The sequence below is a fragment of the Emticicia aquatilis genome, from assembly GCF_014644295.1.
Classification (GTDB): Bacteria; Bacteroidota; Bacteroidia; order Cytophagales; family Spirosomataceae; genus Emticicia; species Emticicia aquatilis.
Genome location: NZ_BMKK01000018.1, coordinates 23,311 through 41,347, shown reverse-complemented (window position 1 = coordinate 41,347; position 18,037 = coordinate 23,311). Strand labels below are relative to the sequence as shown.

The 18,037-nt window shown below is 37.8% G+C and carries 20 protein-coding genes; 8 read left to right on the top strand and 12 right to left on the bottom strand.

Annotation, left to right across the window (positions count from 1 at the left end; genetic code table 11):
* Positions 1–24: 24 nt before the first annotated feature.
* Positions 25–1,626: an SBBP repeat-containing protein gene (locus IEX65_RS26440; RefSeq protein ID WP_188771150.1), complete on the bottom strand. Its 1,602-nt coding sequence runs from the start codon at positions 1,624–1,626 to the stop codon at positions 25–27.
* Between the two features lie 179 nt (positions 1,627–1,805).
* Between IEX65_RS26440 and IEX65_RS26435 the strand changes: the two genes are divergently transcribed.
* Positions 1,806–3,623 carry a sensor histidine kinase gene (locus tag IEX65_RS26435; RefSeq protein ID WP_188771147.1) on the top strand — a complete coding sequence of 606 codons (1,818 nt, stop codon included), beginning with the start codon at positions 1,806–1,808 and terminating at the stop codon, positions 3,621–3,623.
* 1 nt (position 3,624) lies between these two features.
* Here the strand turns inward: IEX65_RS26435 and IEX65_RS26430 are convergent, their stop codons facing one another.
* Genes IEX65_RS26430 through IEX65_RS26420 form a run of 3 tightly spaced genes read right to left on the bottom strand, consistent with a single transcriptional unit; the run spans position 3,625 to position 4,910 of the window.
* Positions 3,625–4,098, bottom strand: coding sequence for a DUF6169 family protein (locus IEX65_RS26430; protein WP_188771145.1), 474 nt, complete (start codon positions 4,096–4,098; stop codon positions 3,625–3,627).
* Positions 4,046–4,204, bottom strand: a complete 159-nt coding sequence (locus IEX65_RS26425; protein WP_188771143.1) for a hypothetical protein — start codon at positions 4,202–4,204, stop codon at positions 4,046–4,048. Before IEX65_RS26425 ends, IEX65_RS26430 begins: the two co-directional genes overlap by 53 nt.
* A 49-nt stretch (positions 4,205–4,253) precedes the next feature.
* The gene (locus IEX65_RS26420) at positions 4,254–4,910 is read right to left on the bottom strand and encodes a response regulator (RefSeq protein ID WP_188771141.1); all 657 of its coding nucleotides are present in this window, start codon (positions 4,908–4,910) and stop codon (positions 4,254–4,256) included.
* Positions 4,911–5,090: 180 nt separating this feature from the next.
* Between IEX65_RS26420 and IEX65_RS26415 the strand changes: the two genes are divergently transcribed.
* On the top strand, positions 5,091–6,320 hold the full coding sequence (locus IEX65_RS26415; RefSeq protein WP_188771139.1) for an alkaline phosphatase family protein: 1,230 nt from the start codon (positions 5,091–5,093) through the stop codon (positions 6,318–6,320).
* 203 nt (positions 6,321–6,523) lie between these two features.
* Here IEX65_RS26415 and IEX65_RS26410 read toward each other — a convergent pair whose 3' ends face one another.
* On the bottom strand, positions 6,524–7,462 hold the full coding sequence (locus IEX65_RS26410) for a helix-turn-helix domain-containing protein (RefSeq protein WP_308424974.1): 939 nt from the start codon (positions 7,460–7,462) through the stop codon (positions 6,524–6,526).
* A 93-nt stretch (positions 7,463–7,555) separates the two neighbouring features.
* On the opposite strand from IEX65_RS26410, the gene IEX65_RS26405 reads away from it, so the two are divergent.
* From IEX65_RS26405 to IEX65_RS26390, 4 genes are all read left to right on the top strand, one after another.
* Positions 7,556–8,554: a phytanoyl-CoA dioxygenase family protein gene (locus tag IEX65_RS26405; RefSeq protein ID WP_229250920.1), complete on the top strand. Its 999-nt coding sequence runs from the start codon at positions 7,556–7,558 to the stop codon at positions 8,552–8,554.
* Positions 8,555–8,636: 82 nt separating this feature from the next.
* Positions 8,637–9,455, top strand: a complete 819-nt coding sequence (locus IEX65_RS26400) for an aldo/keto reductase (protein WP_188771136.1) — start codon at positions 8,637–8,639, stop codon at positions 9,453–9,455.
* 91 nt (positions 9,456–9,546) lie between these two features.
* Positions 9,547–10,584 carry a DUF4097 family beta strand repeat-containing protein gene (locus tag IEX65_RS26395; protein WP_188771134.1) on the top strand — a complete coding sequence of 346 codons (1,038 nt, stop codon included), beginning with the start codon at positions 9,547–9,549 and terminating at the stop codon, positions 10,582–10,584.
* A 53-nt stretch (positions 10,585–10,637) separates the two neighbouring features.
* On the top strand, positions 10,638–11,417 hold the full coding sequence (locus IEX65_RS26390; RefSeq protein WP_188771133.1) for a pentapeptide repeat-containing protein: 780 nt from the start codon (positions 10,638–10,640) through the stop codon (positions 11,415–11,417).
* Between the two features lie 58 nt (positions 11,418–11,475).
* Here the strand turns inward: IEX65_RS26390 and IEX65_RS26385 are convergent, their stop codons facing one another.
* The 3 genes from IEX65_RS26385 to IEX65_RS26375 form a co-directional block, all read right to left on the bottom strand.
* Entirely contained in the window at positions 11,476–11,694 is a 219-nt protein-coding gene (locus IEX65_RS26385; protein WP_188771131.1) for a hypothetical protein, read from the bottom strand.
* An 81-nt stretch (positions 11,695–11,775) separates the two neighbouring features.
* Positions 11,776–13,005: an MFS transporter gene (locus IEX65_RS26380; protein WP_188771129.1), complete on the bottom strand. Its 1,230-nt coding sequence runs from the start codon at positions 13,003–13,005 to the stop codon at positions 11,776–11,778.
* A 38-nt stretch (positions 13,006–13,043) separates the two neighbouring features.
* Positions 13,044–13,634, bottom strand: coding sequence for a TetR/AcrR family transcriptional regulator (locus IEX65_RS26375; RefSeq protein ID WP_188771127.1), 591 nt, complete (start codon positions 13,632–13,634; stop codon positions 13,044–13,046).
* Between the two features lie 133 nt (positions 13,635–13,767).
* Here IEX65_RS26375 and IEX65_RS26370 point away from each other — a divergent pair, with 133 nt between their 5' ends.
* Positions 13,768–14,919 (top strand): acetyltransferase domain-containing protein, encoded by a 1,152-nt coding sequence (locus IEX65_RS26370; protein ID WP_188771125.1) that lies wholly within the window; start codon positions 13,768–13,770, stop codon positions 14,917–14,919.
* A gap of 74 nt (positions 14,920–14,993) precedes the next feature.
* Here the strand turns inward: IEX65_RS26370 and IEX65_RS26365 are convergent, their stop codons facing one another.
* Positions 14,994–15,410 carry an OsmC family protein gene (locus IEX65_RS26365; protein ID WP_188771123.1) on the bottom strand — a complete coding sequence of 139 codons (417 nt, stop codon included), beginning with the start codon at positions 15,408–15,410 and terminating at the stop codon, positions 14,994–14,996.
* 101 nt (positions 15,411–15,511) lie between these two features.
* Positions 15,512–16,102: a Crp/Fnr family transcriptional regulator gene (locus IEX65_RS26360; RefSeq protein WP_188771121.1), complete on the bottom strand. Its 591-nt coding sequence runs from the start codon at positions 16,100–16,102 to the stop codon at positions 15,512–15,514.
* A gap of 147 nt (positions 16,103–16,249) precedes the next feature.
* Here IEX65_RS26360 and IEX65_RS26355 point away from each other — a divergent pair, with 147 nt between their 5' ends.
* Entirely contained in the window at positions 16,250–16,498 is a 249-nt protein-coding gene (locus tag IEX65_RS26355) for a hypothetical protein (RefSeq protein ID WP_188771119.1), read from the top strand.
* Between the two features lie 135 nt (positions 16,499–16,633).
* Here the strand turns inward: IEX65_RS26355 and IEX65_RS26350 are convergent, their stop codons facing one another.
* Positions 16,634–17,131 carry a DinB family protein gene (locus tag IEX65_RS26350; protein WP_188771117.1) on the bottom strand — a complete coding sequence of 166 codons (498 nt, stop codon included), beginning with the start codon at positions 17,129–17,131 and terminating at the stop codon, positions 16,634–16,636.
* A gap of 172 nt (positions 17,132–17,303) precedes the next feature.
* Positions 17,304–17,993: a helix-turn-helix transcriptional regulator gene (locus IEX65_RS26345; RefSeq protein ID WP_188771115.1), complete on the bottom strand. Its 690-nt coding sequence runs from the start codon at positions 17,991–17,993 to the stop codon at positions 17,304–17,306.
* Positions 17,994–18,037 lie beyond the last annotated feature (44 nt).

The window sequence follows — 18,037 nt, the reverse complement described above, 5'->3', positions numbered from 1 at the left end:
ATTAAATCATTGATAATATAGATTCTACAAACACCCACCTAATATTTTTGCTGTAAAAACACTGCCACTTACAGCCGAAAAACCAGCATTGAGTTGCACGAAATTTCCGCCTTGATAAATTACATTTGAAGCATTTGGAATGGTATTCGTTCCTAATGACGTTACTGAAGCAGCGGCTTTCTGATTACTCGTGATTGTACCAGTGGGTGAGAGTGTAGATTGGCAAGTTGTCTGTTGTAAAACCCAAACATAAGCATCTTGATTACCTATGAGGCCCAGTGTTGTTCCGCCAAAATTTGTAGTACCTGAGAAAAATCCCGTTGTATAAACATTGGCGTTGGCAATGCTTATTCCGTATCCGCTTGCAAATTTGTTTGTAGCTCCTGCCGTCTTTACCCACTTTAGTGTACCGGCATTGTCATACTTACTAACAAAAGCATCTTGAGTACCAACCGAAGTGTAGGTTGACCCACTAAAATTGCCTGAACCACCAAAAGTACCCGTTACGTAGCAGTTGCTTGAAGCATCAGATGCAATACCTACGCCCAAATTAATAGTACCTGTAGCACACATCTGATTTGCCCATGAAATATTTCCAAGACTATTATATTTGAGTATGAAAATATTATTTGAACTTGTTGTGGTTGGAGTCAGGGTGATTCCATCAAAATTAATATCGGTAGCGAACCGTCCTGCAACGAAGAAATTGCCATTATTATCTGTGCTTATTGCCCTCCCTTCAACCGAATAGCCATAGTAAATCCCATTAATAAAAACCGCAGGTTTCCCGTAAAACTTTACCCATTGCAGCGAACCAATCGTATTAAAATTGGCCATAAACATATAGTCACTACCCACAAAACTGAAATTTGTTCCCGCAAAATTGCCAGTGCCTGTCACTACCCCAGTAACAAAAATATTTCCCGAAGCATCAGCCGTAATACCAAAGGAATTATTGCCACTTGATGTTGAACCGCCCTGTTTAACCCATACGAGTGTTCCAGAACTATTATAGCTTGCCACAAAAATATCTTTTCTGTTTGTACTGGCAGTAAGCGATGTTCCACCAAAATCAACTGTTCCTTCAAAATAACCCGTCACATAGATATTTCCAGAGCCATTCACAGCAATAGCATTTCCATTAACATATTTACTTGTGGCACCTGCTTGTTTAACCCATTGAAGAGAGCCATCGTTGGCATATTTAGCTATAAATAAATCGTTTGACCCTATTCTATTAAGCGTAATGGTTATATTGGGTGCTATAAAGTCAGTATCGGCCGTAATGTAACCCGTTACATAAACATTACCAGAGCCATCAATTGCAATACCCTTGCCTGTATTAAAAGCACCTGCTCTGCCAGCTTGTCTTACCCACTGTAGGGTACCACTACTGTTGTATTTAGCAACGAAAATATCTTGAAAGAATGCAGTCAGAACTGTTCCGCCAAAGTCGGCAGTACCTGTGAAATTGCCAGTTACATAGGTATTACCCGAAGCATCTGCTACAATTGCATAACCATAATTGGCTCTTGTTGGCGAGCCAATTTGTTTCACCCAATTTAAGGTTTGAGAACAAACATTTTGGTAGAAAAGCAATATGAAAATCGAGAATAGTTTTTTCATGGGAAATCGTTTTTTGCACTACAAAATTCCCAAGAAAAACACCCTAAGTAAATCGGTGGAAGTCTGTATTTTATCTAAGTAAAAACCCTTAGTGGGCTTAGTGGTAAATCTGTATTTTTGTCGAAAATTTGGCAAATCCTACAAAATACCACTACATTCGACTATTATTTTGTATAAAAATGAGAAGAATAACCCTCATACTGCTCTTGATACTCCCAACTATCATTTTGGCTCAAACGCCCAAATTAGATAGTCTTAAAAATGTCGTACAACTGCAATTTGGCAAGCCGATTTCTGTTCAGAGAGATTCGATTCTGACCATCACGATGGCTTCTATTTGCAGTAATGTCTCTTTGACCGAGCCTGAACTTCGCCAAACTTGGACAGATTCATTGATACATTTTAGCAAAAACTCAAAATGGAGACAAAGTGAGGCATATAGCCACTTTGCCAATGCCCGAAATTTTCATTTTAAGGGTTTCACTACACTTGCTTTTAAAGAAATGGAAACGGCCACAAAGCTGTTCAAGCAGTTTCAGAACACAAAAATGTATTCGCTGGCTTATTCAAACCTTTCGGTAATCATAGCAAATTTTTTTTACAGTAAACCCGTAGCCGACGAAGCAACCGAAAAGAAATATCTCAGCTATTTATTAGAAGGCTTGGACCTAACCAAAAAACAAGGCGACCCGCTATTGATAGCCAATATGAATTTGAGTTTAGTGGTTTATTTTCTTCGACATAAAAATTATGAAGAAGCAAAAAAACATGGAATTAACGCTTTTGAAGTAACCCAAGCAGACACCGAAAAATACTATTATCAACACTACGGCGGCAAATGGACCGAAGGACTCTGCTTGGCATATTTGGGTAAAACCAATGAAGGTTTTGCTATAATGAACCAAATCAAGGCTATTGCACAAAAGCCCCGAAAAGATGGCATGGAGAAGTTTTTTCAGTTAAATAATGGGCTAACACTTGGCAACTATTTTCTTGAGAAAAAGGCTTATCAGAATGCCGTAAACGAAGCAAAAATAGCAGAATCGGCCCTTAAAAGTATGAAACTATCTACCTTTGATTATGCGGTAAATAAGATTTTCTATGAAGCGTATAAAAACCTTGATAAACCCAAAGAAGCACTGGAATACTTTGAAAAAATGCGAGCATACGAAGAAGAAGAACACCACAAGGAAGTAATGGGACAGTATTTAGAATGGCAACTGAAATATGAAGATGAAAAACAAAAAAATCAAATACAAACACTTGAAAACCAACAACTTATACAAACAAAAAACTTCCTTTTACTGGCTGGAATTTTAGGATTAGGCGTCATTGCCTACGTATTTTGGAGCAACCGCAAGCTCAAAAAGAAAAACCAAGAAATACAAGAAGCTCTCCTACAAGGCCAAACGATGGAGCGTAAACGTATGGCATCAGAGCTACATGATAATATTTCAAACAAGATTTTGGGGGTAAAAATGCGAGTTGAATTACTCGAAAACGAGAACTTCACAGCCAAAGAACGCACAAATTTCGATGCTACTTTGGGTTTTATTGATGAAGTTTATTCTGATATTAGGCTGGTTTCGCACAATCTTCTGCCTGATGAATTAGAAAAACAAGGTTTAAAAATTGCCATTGAAAATTTAATAAAAAAACTGAATTTGATTGGAAAAACGCATTTTGAGGCTCAAATTCAAATAAATCATGCTCGTTTTTCGCCAAGATTAGAATACGAGATTTATAGTATCATTCTCGAATTGGTAAATAATATTCTGAAACACGCCGAAGCCAAAAATGCCATGATTTCGATTATCGAAGAAGAAAAGCACTTAAAAGTTTTAGTAGTTGACAACGGAAAAGGATTTGATAATCAAGCTATTAACTTTGAAAGTTTGGGTTTGAAGAATATTCATTCAAGAATCGAATCTTTGCGAGGAGAGATAAAAATTGAAAGTAATGAAGGTACGGCTGTTCAGATTGAAATACCTGTTTGATTTATTTGTACTCATTACCCAAGTTAGGAAATGAATTTTTGAAGTCTATATAGAAGGGATTATTTTTTGAAATAATGGCAGAAACAAACGTTGTTTTCTCAAAAACTAAGTCAAACTTATCAAAACTTCCATCATTGTATTTTTTAAACCAAGTATTAAAAAGGCGATTTCGGACTGACTGTTTGTTGTCTTTTTCATCACAAACAAACATTACAATGTAATCACCTTGGCTCAAAAAATCTGCCAAAATGTAGATAATCGTTTCTGAAGTTTTTTTGTCGAAAGAAAAATCAGTTGAGGAAATGGGGAGAAAACCGAAAGTTTTAAGATAATTTTTAAAATAAGTATCAGGAAAATAATCTGCCCCTATTGTAAAATAAACCTGATATATAACACCGAAATCGTTAACGAACTGATAAATATTATTTTTTTTCTCGAATTCGTGGTGGTCTAAGTTCGTTAAATTCAATTCCATACTCTTTTTGGGCAAGTTCTACTCCTACTTCCTGAATAATCTGCTTTTCATTTAGCATTTTCTCTGCTATTTTTTTCCACTTTTCATATTTTTCTTGCTCTGTCATGATACTTTCGTTTTTACAAATATAACAACAATAGTTTTTGATACAAAATTCACTCTGCAAGGCCATTTTTAATGGCATATTTAATAATTCCTACGGTATTTTTCACACCTAATTTCTTCAAAATATTGTGTCGATGGGTTTCTACGGTTTTGGGGGCTATAAATAATTTTTCGGCTATCGCTTGCGACGACAACTCTTTGGTAATCAGTCGAATAATCTCAATTTCTCGTTCGGTTAATTGTGTAAACTCTTGCGAAATTTCCTCTTTCGGCACATTATCGGTTAGCCCCAAACGCATCAACTCAAAAACCACCGATTCGCTAAAATACTTTTGTCCGTTGGCTATTGTCTGAATCGCCTTTTGAAGTTCGGCCTTACCCGCTCGCTTCATCATATAGCCCCAAACTCCCGCCTGAAAAGCCTCACGAATCATCTCGGCTTCTTCTGAAACCGAAAGCATCAAAACCTTAATATTAGGAAAATGTTGACGCACAAAAATGGTCAACTCAATGCCTGTCATTTGTGGCATTTTGTAGTCGGTTATCAGCAAATCAATCTCATTTTTTTCGATAAAACTGATGGCTTCTGACGCATTTTTACAATTCCCTAATACCTCCACATCAGCAAAAGTAGCCACTAAAAGCGAGAGGCTATCCAAGAAAATTTCGTGGTCATCCACAATCAAAATTCGCATCGGACGATACATGGGACGGTTATTTTTGATAAAAATATTAAAAACCACTAAAAATTAAGCTAAATACGTGATATTAATTTCTAAAGTTAGTCTTCAAAAACTTTTTATTTAACAAATCCTTCATCTCAAAATCAAAAGTGTCTGCCTATATTTGTGAACAATAAATCATCTCAACCTCTATAATCCTTCCGCATGAAAAAGGTATTTCTTTTAATTTGTTTCCTCTCTACACTAAATCTTTCAGCCCAAACCAAGAAAAAAGCAGTTTTTATCATTGTCGATGGCATTCCTGCCGATGTGATTGAAAAACTCAAAAAACCTAACCTTGATTCAATTGCCCAAGTGGGTGGCTACGCTCGTGCGTATGTGGGTGGCGAACGCAAAAGTTATTCACAAACACCTACGATTTCGGCAGTTGGATACAATAGTTTACTCACAGGAACTTGGGTAAATAAACACAACGTTTGGGACAACGACATCAAAGCACCGAATTATAATTATTGGACAATCTTTCGATTCTTCAAACAACAATATCCAGAAAAGAAAACCGCCGTATTTTCGACTTGGCTTGATAACAGAACCAAACTCGTAGGCGATAATTTACCACAAACTGGTAAACTCACAACCGATTTCCATTTCGATGGCTTAGAACTGGATACCGCTCGCTATCCGCACGATAAACAGAGTAAATACATCAATCGAATTGATGAAGAAGTAACTGCCGCTGCGGCAAAATCTATCAAAACCGATGCCCCCGATTTGAGTTGGGTATATTTAGAATTTACGGACGATATGGGTCATAAACACGGCGATAGTCCAGAGTTTTATGCGGCTATCGAAACGATGGATAAGCAAGTGGGAAAAATCTGGCAGGCTATCAAATATCGTCAAGCAAATTTTAAAGAAGATTGGGTGATTTACATTACGACCGACCACGGCCGAGATGCCAAAACGGGTCGAGGTCACGGTGGACAATCAGACCGAGAGCGTGCCACATGGATTGTGACCAACGCCAAGAATCTAAATCAATATTTCAAGCAAAATCAACCTGCTATTGTTGACATTATGCCTTCGATTGGGACATTTTTGGGAGTCAAATTTCCTCGTGAGCAGCATTTTGAAATTGATGGAATACCATTAACTGGCAAAATTTCAGCCATTTCGCCCGAAGCAACATTGAAAGGTGGCAATATCGAACTAACTTGGAAAGCCATCGACAAAAAAGGCAAAGCAAAGATTTGGCTGGCTACTACCAATAATTTTGAAACGGGCGGAAAAGATACTTACCAATTAATCAAAGAAGTAGCCGTTGATGCCGAAAAAGCTACGATTGATGTCAGTAAATTGCCTTCGCAGTTTTATAAAATCGTCATCGAAATGCCGTATAATAACCTCAATCGTTGGATTGTTTTGGGGAAATGAATGCGGACACATTAGTTATCCCGAATTTTATTATAAAAAGAATTCATTGCCGTGAGTTTTAACTGACGGACAACTGTAAAAAAGAACAAGTTTGACTTTAGTCTAACCATTTATTTAGACTAAAGTCGAATCTGATTACATTTAAAAGTACCCGTCAGTTAAAACTCACGGCAATGAAAAACTCTTATTAAATCATTATATTTTTATTTCGTAAAATACCGTTTCTTAAAAGCCAAAGGATTTTCTCCAGTCAGTTTTTTGAAAGTCCTGTTGAAATACGACATACTTTCAAAACCACAATCAAAGCAAGTTTCGGTTACATTTTTATCCAATAAAAGTAAGTTTTTGGCCTGATTGACTCGGTAATGATTCAGAAATTCGGTGAACGTTACTTTCGTCATTTTCTTAAAATACCTACAAAAAGCGGCTTCGCTCAAATTACTCAAATCAGCTACTTCCTGTAAATCAATTTTTCTTTGATAATTTTCATCAATAAACTGATACAAGCGTTTGATGCGTTCTTGGTCTTTTTTATTGTATTGATTTTCAACAGGTTGCTCGTGTAGCAACACATAATCTTGAGTAGTTGCCAAAAGCTGAAAAATACTCAATATCTCCAAAAATTGTCCGAAATAGCTCAAGCCTTCAAGTTGTTTTATTCGTTCACCAATCATTTTCTTTGTTTTTTCTCCAAAGGCAATTCCATATTGTGAGCGTTGAAAAAGTTGCTGAATAGCCGCCAATTCGGGAGTTTCGAGCATGGCGTTTTGCAGAAAATCTTGCCGCACTTGCAGTACCACTTTTTCGTAATCCTTCTTTACCAAATAATCAAAATTGAGGTGCGGAATATTTGAGCCAATGAAAACCAAATCGCTGTCCACGAAGCGAGAAATATGTTCGCCAACGTGCCGAGTTCCGTCAGTTCCTTCGATAAAAACCAATTCAAACTCGGGGTGAAAATGCCAATAAAAAATCTGACTCAATCGTGGCCTAAAAACCCGAAACGAGCTTTCGGAGTCAATCGTAAACTCTTCTAAAACAATTTTCATTTTTGCCGTATTCCAAAAACCTACTTCTATCAAATTTGCACATTTTTCATATATCATCCACATAATTATCCACATAAAATCAATACTGTTCAAAAAATAGCAATTATAGGTAAAGTATAGCGATATTTTAGCATCTAAATTTGTATCATTATTTCAATCTTTAATATCATTAAATAAATATAGGCTATGCAAATGATACCGACAATGGCACCAACAATGGCAGCACCAACCATGATGCCCAATAAAAACCATACTGATAAGCCCGGTAATCCTTCAACTGCTACGAGCAGTCAAGTTAAATTACGCACAAGCCTTGCAGAAGGTGGTCAACTCAAGGTTTTGAGCGAAGACGATTGGAAGTTTTGGATAGAAAACGGCTACGTAATTATAAAGAATGCGGTGCCGAGAGAACAAGCACTTCAAACAGCCGATTTCATTTGGGAATTTGAAGAAAAATCTCCCAACGACCCAAGCACTTGGTACACAGCCCCACGTGCCGAAATGCAAATGAAGGAACTCACTGGCACGGGAATGGTTGAAGTCTATAACAACCAACACCTTTGGAATAACCGCCAAATGCAACGAGTTTATGATGCTTTTGTTGATATTTGGGGAACCGAAAAACTTTGGGTAACCATTGACCGTGCGAATCTCAACTTTCCGCTACGCCCTGGGTTTGAATATAAAGGATTTATCCACTGGGACTATGACCCCGAAACAAAACCACAAAATGTACAAGGAGTATTGGCTTTGGCCGACCAAACCGACGAAAACATGGGCGGTTTTCAGTGTATTCCAGAGTTATTTCGCACTTATGATACTTGGAAATTAACCCAACCCGAAGACCGCAATCGTTTCAAACCCGATGTAAGTGGTTTTGAAGAACATCTCGTAAAGGTAAAACTCGAAGCAGGTGATTTATTGATTTTCAATAGCAGTCAACCGCATGGTATTCGTCCAAATAATTCGACAGATAAGGTCAGAATCGCTCAATATATCTCGATGATGCCAGCCGAAGAAGACAACGACGACTTGCGTGATTGGCGAGTAAATTCTTGGAAAAATCGTATTTCACCCGAAGGCTACGCTTTCCCTGGCGACCCTCGTAATTGGGAAAAGACAAAGTATGATACAGCTGAGTTAAATGATTTAGGAAAAAAACTTTTGGGTTTAGAAAAATGGTGATTTAATTCTATCTTCACTCAAGAAAGCAGAAATACAGAGTCTTTAAACTCTGTATTTCTGCGTAGAAAAATCTAAAATAAATATGTCAACCCAACTCTATACTACTCTCAACAACGGCCATCAAATGCCACTGCTCGGCTTGGGCGTTTATGATATGTATAACCGTGAAGCCGAACAGGCAGTTTTATGGGCTTTAGAAACTGGCTATCGGCTCATTGATACTGCCGAAATGTATAAAAACGAAGCCGAAATTGGCAATGCAGTGCGTGAAAGTGGTATTAATAGAACCGAACTTTTCGTAACAACCAAAGTAAACAACGGCGACCAAGGTTTTGATAAAACATTAAAAGCTTTTGATGAAAGTCTAAAAAAACTCAACATCGACTACATTGACCTTTATTTGATACATTGGCCAATCAAAGCAACCAGAAAAGACACTTGGCTGGCTCTCGAAAAACTCTACACTGACGGTCGAGTTAAGGCAATCGGCGTGGCAAATTATCTCGTGCCTTTTCTGACTGAACTCGAGACCTACGCCAGTATTATTCCTGCCGTTAATCAAGTTGAATTTAGTCCGTATTTATATTTGAAAGATTTGGCAGAAGTTTGTAAACAAAAGAAAATCCAACTGCAAGCCTATACCCCACTTGTGCGTGGGATGCGTATGAATGACCCAAAACTTCAAGGTCTTGCTCAAAAATACAATAAAACTCCCGCCCAAATTATTTTGCGTTGGGCTTTGCAGCATGGCGTTTCGAGTATTCCAAAATCGGCCAATTTGCAGCGAATCAAAGAAAATTTTGATGTTTTCGACTTTGAAATTAGTCAAACAGACATGAATTTTATTGATACTTTCAACGAAAACCTAAGAGTCGTCGAAGACCCAATGGATTTATTTTGAAAATAATTCCTATTTTCTGCAACGCTCGTTTCATGTTTTGCATCTTATGTTCAGACAACAATAATTATGAAATCTTAACATTACGCAATTTATGAAAAAGCTACTCTCATTATTTATTTTAGGATTATCCATTTCAACGGTTTCTTTGGCTCAAGATAAAGAAACGCCTTACTTCGTAAAAACCTACAAATCATCAGAAGTAAAAAACCTTAATGTACGCACTTCGGGTGGCGGAATTTCGGTAACAGGTGGTGCGGGCGACGAAGCTCGTGTAGAGGTTTATGTAAGAGGAAACAACGGCGGAAGTAACCTCAGCAAAGAAGAAATCGAAGACCGTTTGAAAGAATACGAATTAAGCGTAAAAAAAGAAGGTGAAACCATTTCGTGTGTTGCCAAACGCAAAAGCGAAGGCGGTTGGAACAACTGGAAAAATGGCCTCAGTATTTCTTTCAAAATCTACACTCCCGAAAAAATCTCTACCGATTTAGTAACCAGTGGCGGTGGAATCTCTCTCAAAAATCTTACAGGAAATTTAGTTTTCACAACCAGTGGTGGTGGCTTGAAACTCCAAAACTTGGGCGGAAATGTAAAAGGTCGCACTTCGGGCGGTGGAATCAATATCAGCGGTTGCCGTGATAATATTGATGTGGCAACCAGTGGTGGGGGAATTGATGCTGAGGGTTGCAAAGGTGACATCAGACTAAGTACTTCGGGTGGGGGTTTAACGCTCAAAAAACTCGACGGTACAATCAAAGCAACAACAAGTGGTGGTGGAATCAGAGCCGAGGAAATCAGTGGTGATTTCGTAACTTCGACTTCGGGTGGTTCAATCAAATTAGAAGATATTACAGCCAGCGTAAAAGCCTCAACTTCGGGCGGTGGAATTAGTGCCGATATTAAATCACTTGGCAAATACCTTTCGCTTTCGACCAGTGCAGGGAGCATTCACGTAAGAATGCCAATGGATAAAGGCATGGATTTAGACCTTGATGGACAAAGAGTAAAAGTACCAACATTATCTAAATTCAGCGGAACTGTTGAAAAAGACCGTGTGAAAGGCTCGCTCAACGGTGGTGGAATTGCCGTAAGAATGGATGCAAACTCTGGCGGTGTTTATATCAATGAATAAATTTGTGTATTGATATTCTATCATTCAATCATACTATCAATCAAAATTATTTTATGAAAAAGATACTAATTTTAATGCTTTTTGCTTTCGTCGGCACGACGGCTTCAGCTCAAAAAGAGGTTTCGGCAAAAACTATTTTTGAAGCAATCGACAAAGGACAAACTGTTGACTATCAAGATGCTACAATTGTTGGAGACTTGGATTTAACCGAACTTTCAAATCGTAAACGCATCAAAAACAAAGGCAATTACGAAGAATATAAAAGCTACGTAGAAGTGCCTATATCGTTCAGAAACTGTACGTTCAAAGGTGATATTATTGCCTACAAAAACTTAGAAGAAGAAAAGAGTCGTAAAATTGGCAATGGTAGCGTAAACTGGAATATTGGTGATGGAACAACCTACACAACTGATTTTGAAAAAGCAGTGGTTTTTGAAAACTGTTCTTTCGCAGGAAAAACTGAGTTTAAATATTCTGATTTTGCCGAAAAAGCCTCGTTTGGTGGAGCGAAATTCTCGAAAGATGCCAATTTCAAATATGCCGATTTTAAACAAGAAGTAATTTTTGCTAAGTCAGATTTTGACGAATACGCCAATTTCAAATATACCTCATTCAAGCAAGATGCTGATTTCTTTGATGTACGATTCAAAAATTACGCTGACTTTAAGTACGCCAATTTCGGCGAACGTGTAACTTTCAAAAGCACGGCTTTCAGCAACCAAGCAGATTTCAAATATGCCGAGTTTCGTAATGATGCCAATTTCGATAATACCAAATTCAAGGCTGGTATTGATATGAAATACTCAAACGGCAAGAAGTATATGAATAAATAAAACCCTTACCTTTTCCACTAAAAAAGCCATCAGATTTAAACACTGATGGCTTTTTGTTTTACTCTAAAACCTCAACTCCGTATCCCGAAGCACTTAATTGCTCCACAATGTAGCTTTCGCAAATCTCCATTTTTTGGTTTTCGATTCGCAAGATTTTATCACAATCTTCTAAATCAAAGTTCCATTTTCCGTGCGGCAAAACAAGTTCGTTGAGCAATGGAGCTACTTTCCGTACCTGTATTTTATTTTTAATCGTAGTTTTGAATACCCAAATCATGACTATTCTTAGGTTTGAATTTGGAAGGATAAACAAAGTAAATACAAGCTACTGACAGCCCTATGTCAGTCAATCCCAAAATTATTTGCTTATTTTTTTATTAATATGTGCATTAAGTATATAAAGCATCACGAGTGCTATCACCATCGAGGCTACCACTACCAGCCCTAAAATTGGGTAATTCTGCATTTTACCATCGCTTCCTTGCGAAACTATCACCCCTGCCAATGCAGCCGCAACACCACCCGAAATCTGCTGAATCGATGAGTTGATACTCATAAAAGCTCCACGGTCTTGCATTTGCGGCACAGCCGTCATGAGCGAAGAAGCCGAAATCATTCGGGCCGTAATACCCGCAAACATCAACACATTCAGAATAATCACTAACCACAGCGGCGTTTGACCTAAATTAGTATAAATCAAAACCATGATAATCGTAATGATTGTTCCCACAAAAAACACTTTATATTTTCCAAGACTATCGCTCAATCTACCCGAAAGTGGCCCAAAGGCAATAGAAAACACGCCAGTTACCAAATACAACATCGGCAAATCTTTGATGTCAATTTTTAGGTTATTGATACTAAATGCACTACCAAAAGGCATGAGCATAAAACCACCCGTAGCCAATAAAATTGTAGCCAAAAATGCTTTAAAATAATCTGGTTTTGATAGCGTTTTCCAGAGGTGTTCAAAAGGATTGCGGTCATTTTGAACCTTCAAATGCTCAGTAACGGGTTGCATATAAATAACAATCGCAATTCCGACGATTATCGAAACACCCACAATCATCCAAAACGGAGAATGCCACCCAAAAGCATTGGCCAAATATAAACCAATCGGTAAACCCAAAATCTGACTTGCCGAAAACGCCATTTGCACAAAACCCATCACACGCCCACGCATTTCGAGTTTGAATAAATCTGAAATAATTGCAAAGCTAATTGAGCCAATTACGCCACCAAAAATCCCAGTCACGATTCGAGCTATCAACAAAAACTCATAGCTATCTGCCATCGCACAAAGCGTTGTGCCGAAAATAAAACCCACATAAAAGAAAAGTAGTAGTTTTTTACGGTCGAATCTATCCGCAAATCCAGCAGCCAAAAGTCCTGAGGCACCCGCACTAAAGGCATAAGCCGAAACTACAAGTCCAAATTGTTTTGGTTGAAGGCTCAATTCTTTCATCAAAATCGCACCCAAAGGCGACAAAACCATAAAATCTAAAATCAGTGTAAATTGTAAGATTGCCAGAATCGCAATAATAAATATCTGGTATCTTGTAAAAGTCGAAGTTGCTTTATTATCCATTATTAAATAAATGTTCGTTTATTATTCGGGTAAATTTTTTAATTTTTAAGAGCTTTCATCACTAAATCGAACGTTTGCCACATAATTTCTTCAGAAAAAACAAATGGTCGTCCACCAATGCTTTTTCCTTCGCTATGAAAACGCAGTAGATTATACAACGGAGCATACGCCACCGACCAAAAAACTTCTATCGGCATGGCTTTTACTTCATTCTTTTCGATAGCATTTTTCATGAAAATGCTCATTTTTTCTTTAAACTCAGCTACAATATCAGCCGAAACCGCTTCCCTAAAAGTCGAGTTTTTGATTTGCTCATAAAATGTCATTTCAAGTTCATGGCTCAACATAAAATTGGCTCTGTTTCGCCATTGTACTCTCATTCCTTCCTCAAAAGCCGCCTCTGGGTTAAAACCCTTGAATATCGCTTGGTTAAGTTGTTTGCCAATTTCACGGCCAATACTCATCACAAGGTCTTCTTTGTCTCGGTAATAAATGTAAAGCGTAGCAGGTGAAACATTGGCGGCTCGTGCCAGTTTCTGCATACTAAAACCCTCAAAACCTTGGCTCACGAGCAACTCAAGGGCCTTTTGTTTGACAATCTGTTCTTTATGTTCGTCACGAATTCTCATATCAGTTGCAAATATAAATGAATGTTCGTTCTTTTAAAAAGAAATATTATATTTTTTCGCAAAAAGACTATTCGCTTTCAAAAAAATAGCGATTTTATTATATTTGGAAGCACAAAAACCTTCCTTACAAATTATGAAAAGAATTACTTCGATTGATGTCGTTCGTGGCATTGTTATGATTATTATGGCTCTCGACCACCTGCGAGATTTATTGCTTCAAAATGCTCTTGCCGAAAATCCAACCGATTTGGCCACTACCTACCCTGCACTGTTTTTTAGCCGTTGGATTACGCATTTATGTGCCCCAACATTTGTGTTTTTATCGGGGGTTTCGGTTTATATTTCAGCAAAAAAACAACAAAACAATAAAGAAAGTAAGCGATTTTTACTCACTCGTGGGCTTTGGTTGATATTCTTAGAATTTACCATCATCACGCTCGGCATTTGGTTCGACATTGGATTTCATACTTTCTTATTCCAAGTTATTGCGGCCATTGGTGTAGGGTTTATTTTACTTACATTTTTTATCGGCAAATCGCCCAAAATTGCACTAAGTGTGGGTAGCGTAATCATGATTTTTTATGGTTTATTAGTGCTATTGCCTGAATCATCTGCAAAATCTGCCTTAAATCCGCTGTTTTCGGTTAGTGTATTTCCGCTCGGTTCGAGATTAGTAATTTTGGGTTATCCTATTATCCCGTGGTGGTCGATTATGCTTTTTGGCTATGGATTGGGCGAATACTTTTTATCAGAAAAAAACACCCGAATGACATTTTTTATAAAAATGGCTGGAGGATTTCTGGTGGGTTTCGTCATTTTAAGATTTATCAATATCTACGGCGACCCTGTGCCGTGGGCGGAAAATCCGAAACCATTTTTTACGCTTCTTTCTTTTCTGAATATCAATAAATACCCTCCATCGCTCGATTTCACACTTTGTATGCTCGGTATGTGTTTCTTGCTTTTGTGGTTTTCTGAAAAAATTGGAGAAGAAAAACTGGCTTTTTTTAAGGTTTTTGGTAGTGTACCTCTCTTTTATTACCTCATTCACTGGTACTTAATTCATGCTATTCTGATAGTAGTTTTCTTGGCGAAGGGCTTTTCTTGGGCAGATTTTGTGTTTGCCGAACAAACCTTCGGTCGACCTAAAACTGCCGATGGCCTTACGCTTTCGCAGGTTTATTTGGCTTGGTTTGCCGTTATTCTGATTATGTATCCGCTTTGTAAGTGGTACAGCAATTATAAAAGCCAACACCCCGAAAAAACTTGGTTGCGGTATTTATAGTCATTAATAAAAAAGAACACAGGAATTGCTTCCTGTGTTCGATACATTTATATACGTTTTGATGAGATTTAATCTTAAGCCAAAGTTGCAGTAAGCGTGATTTCGGCATTGAATAATTGCGAAATCGGACAATTTGCTTTTGCGTTTAGGGCTGCTTCTTGGAATTGCTCTTCGGTGATGTTTGGAATCGAAGCAGTCATATCTAAATGGATATGCGTGATTTTTCCATCTTCAAACACAACTTTTGCATTTGTGTCGATATTATCGGCTGTGAAACCTAATTCGTTCAGAACGAAACTAAATTTCATCGAGAAACAACCTGCGTGAGCTGCTCCGATAAGTTCTTCTGGGTTTGTACCTACGCCATCTGCAAAGCGAGTTTTGAATGATAATTGAGCCTTATCGAGTGTTGTACTTTGAGTAGAAACTGTTCCTACGCCTTCCATTCCTGTACCTTTCCAATTTGCCGATGCTTGTCTTGTAAATTTCATTGTCTTTATTGTTTAAATTGTTATTTTGAATTTGATGATACAAAGGTCGGCACCAGTCACAACAAAAACTTTAACCCAAGTTAAAATCGTAAAAAATTAGATTATTTTTTTTCAGAAAGTCTTTTTCTGATTCTGCTCAGCGATGGCCCTTGAATGCCGAGATACGACGAAATATGATACAGCGGAATGCTATTCATGATATCGGGGTGGAATGTAATCAAATCTAAATATCGTTGTTCGGGAGTTTGAAAAAGCAAACTTTCGGTGCGATTCAATGCCACATTAGAGGCTTGTTCGGCAATTAGTCTGCCCAGTCGCTCCCACTCGTGCGACTGCCGATAAAGCGACATCAGATTATCGAAGTGAATGTAGATAACCTTTGATGTAACCATTGACTGGGTATAAAAATGACACGGCACTTGATTGATAAAACTTGCGTAGGAAACCACCAGTTGATTATCGGTGTAGAAGAAAATATTTTTTTCGTCGGCTGATTTTTCGTCGAGGTAATAAGTACGAAAAACACCCTCTAAAACAACCCCTAAATGCTTACAAACTTGTTGAAAATCGTTATAAAAATCACCTTTTTTGTAGGTTTTCACTTGCCAATACTTCGCCGAAAGCTGAAATGCTTCGCTACTCATTCCCGAAAACTTATTCAGGTTTCTTTCTAAAATCTCAATTTCAGTCATTTTATACTCATTTTTAAGTTTTTCTCTGTGGAATAATCATCAAATGCTGATGTTTATCCCCAAATTTCCTCCATTTGTTGCATTATTCATAAGAAAATCTGTGGTATTATTTTTTCTGAATAACTGTATAACTAAATCCTTACTGTCATGAACATTAATCAAAAAAAAGCATTAGAAAACAAAACTGAGATAAAAGAAGAAACCAAACTTGACTACAAACGTCTTTTGGGTTGGGGATTTGGCCTACTAATAGGCCTTATGGCGATAGCTTATTTTGCTGGTTTTATTACTTTTGGCACGCCCGAACAAGCAACCGATGCCGACAAAAAGGCTTATTTTAAAAAAGATTCAATTGCAACAGCTAATGTAGCAACAATGGATAGCACAAAAAAATAAAGAGAGGTCAAGTTCTGACCTCTCTTCAGTTATGTGGATTGCGTTTACCCTAAAAAAGCATTTTTCATAATTTTGTGTAGGCTATATGCCTTTCATGAATTTTCATTGGCTTAAAGTCTTTAGAAAACCCCTCATTTAGAAATTTGTCTCGTCGGCACTTGGCCCATAAGAACCAGGTATCGGAATATCCATGAGACGCAAGAAAACACCTAATTGAGCTCTGTGATGAATTGTTTGGCTCAAAGCATTACGTATGGCTTCGGCCTTGCTTACATCCATGTAGATTTGGTCACCTGCACGTAATTTCCACGATTCTGCTAATTTTTCTTCATTTTCTGGAATAAGTTGCGTGCGTCCATCGGCCAATGTTTCTTCAAAATACGCCACTAATTCGGCCGTATTATTGATTTGTTTTGGTTGATAGGGCGTTTTTGCAAAATCTAATTCATCGGTTGAGAGTCCCAAAGTTATCCATGTTGGTAATTCGGCAATGTGCGTACCCAATTGGCGAAAACTCATGCTTCTTGGGTGTGGCTGCCAGTCGAATTGGTCATCGGGAATGAGAGATAACATCTTACGAGTGACGAGGGATTCTTGTTCTAATTCTTTGAGGAACGCTGTAATCATTGACATAATTTTGTGTTATTTTTGGTTAATGACACAAAGAAACTATGCCTCACTGACAACCCTATGTCAGTGCTTTTTAAAAGTTTTTTCTGTGGAGCGAACATCCTGTTCGCATTAAAAAATAAAACTTTATCAACAAAGCGAACAGGATGCGACCGTCGCCCAGTTCGCTCCACATTTAATAATTTACAGGAATCTGCGGCATGTATTCGCCTACTTCTATGTGGTCGGTCTTTTTGAAGGCTTGATGCGTATCTTCAATTTTAGACATTCTTGATACATTAAAATCACGATATTCGTTTCTTGTATGACACCACGCAATTAAATGCCAACCAAAAGCGTAGAAAATCAATCCGATTGGCTCGGCTTGTCGGCGGCTGTGTTCTTCTTTATTATTTCGATACGAAAACGCAATGATGGTTTTGGCGGCAATGGTTTGCTGCAAGATTGAGAGATGCTCGTAGTCTTGTGTAAGGCGTTCTGGGACTTGATATTTTATATTATTGGTTAGAAACTCGGCTTTTTCTTTTTGCTGCGTAGGTAAAATCGACTTTATTTTATTGAGAGCATTGGAATAATGTTTCTGAATAGATTTATCAGTAAAACCATAGACCAAAGATTCGGTCAGAAGAAGGGCGTTGGCCTCTTCGGTTGATAGCGAAATTGGCGGAAGGAAATACCCTTGCACCACAAAATACCCTTTATTTGGCTCAAAACTCAGCGGAATACCCGATTCGCTCAAAGCCTTCAAATCTCGATAAACGGTACGGACACTGATTTTAAATTTCTCGGCAATTTTTTCGGCCGAAACGTATTTCCTTGATTGTAAAAAGGTAAGAATCCCGAAAAGTCTATCTATGCGGTTCATTTTTTAGTTTATCTTTTTCATAATTTTTCTAACTCATTCAAATA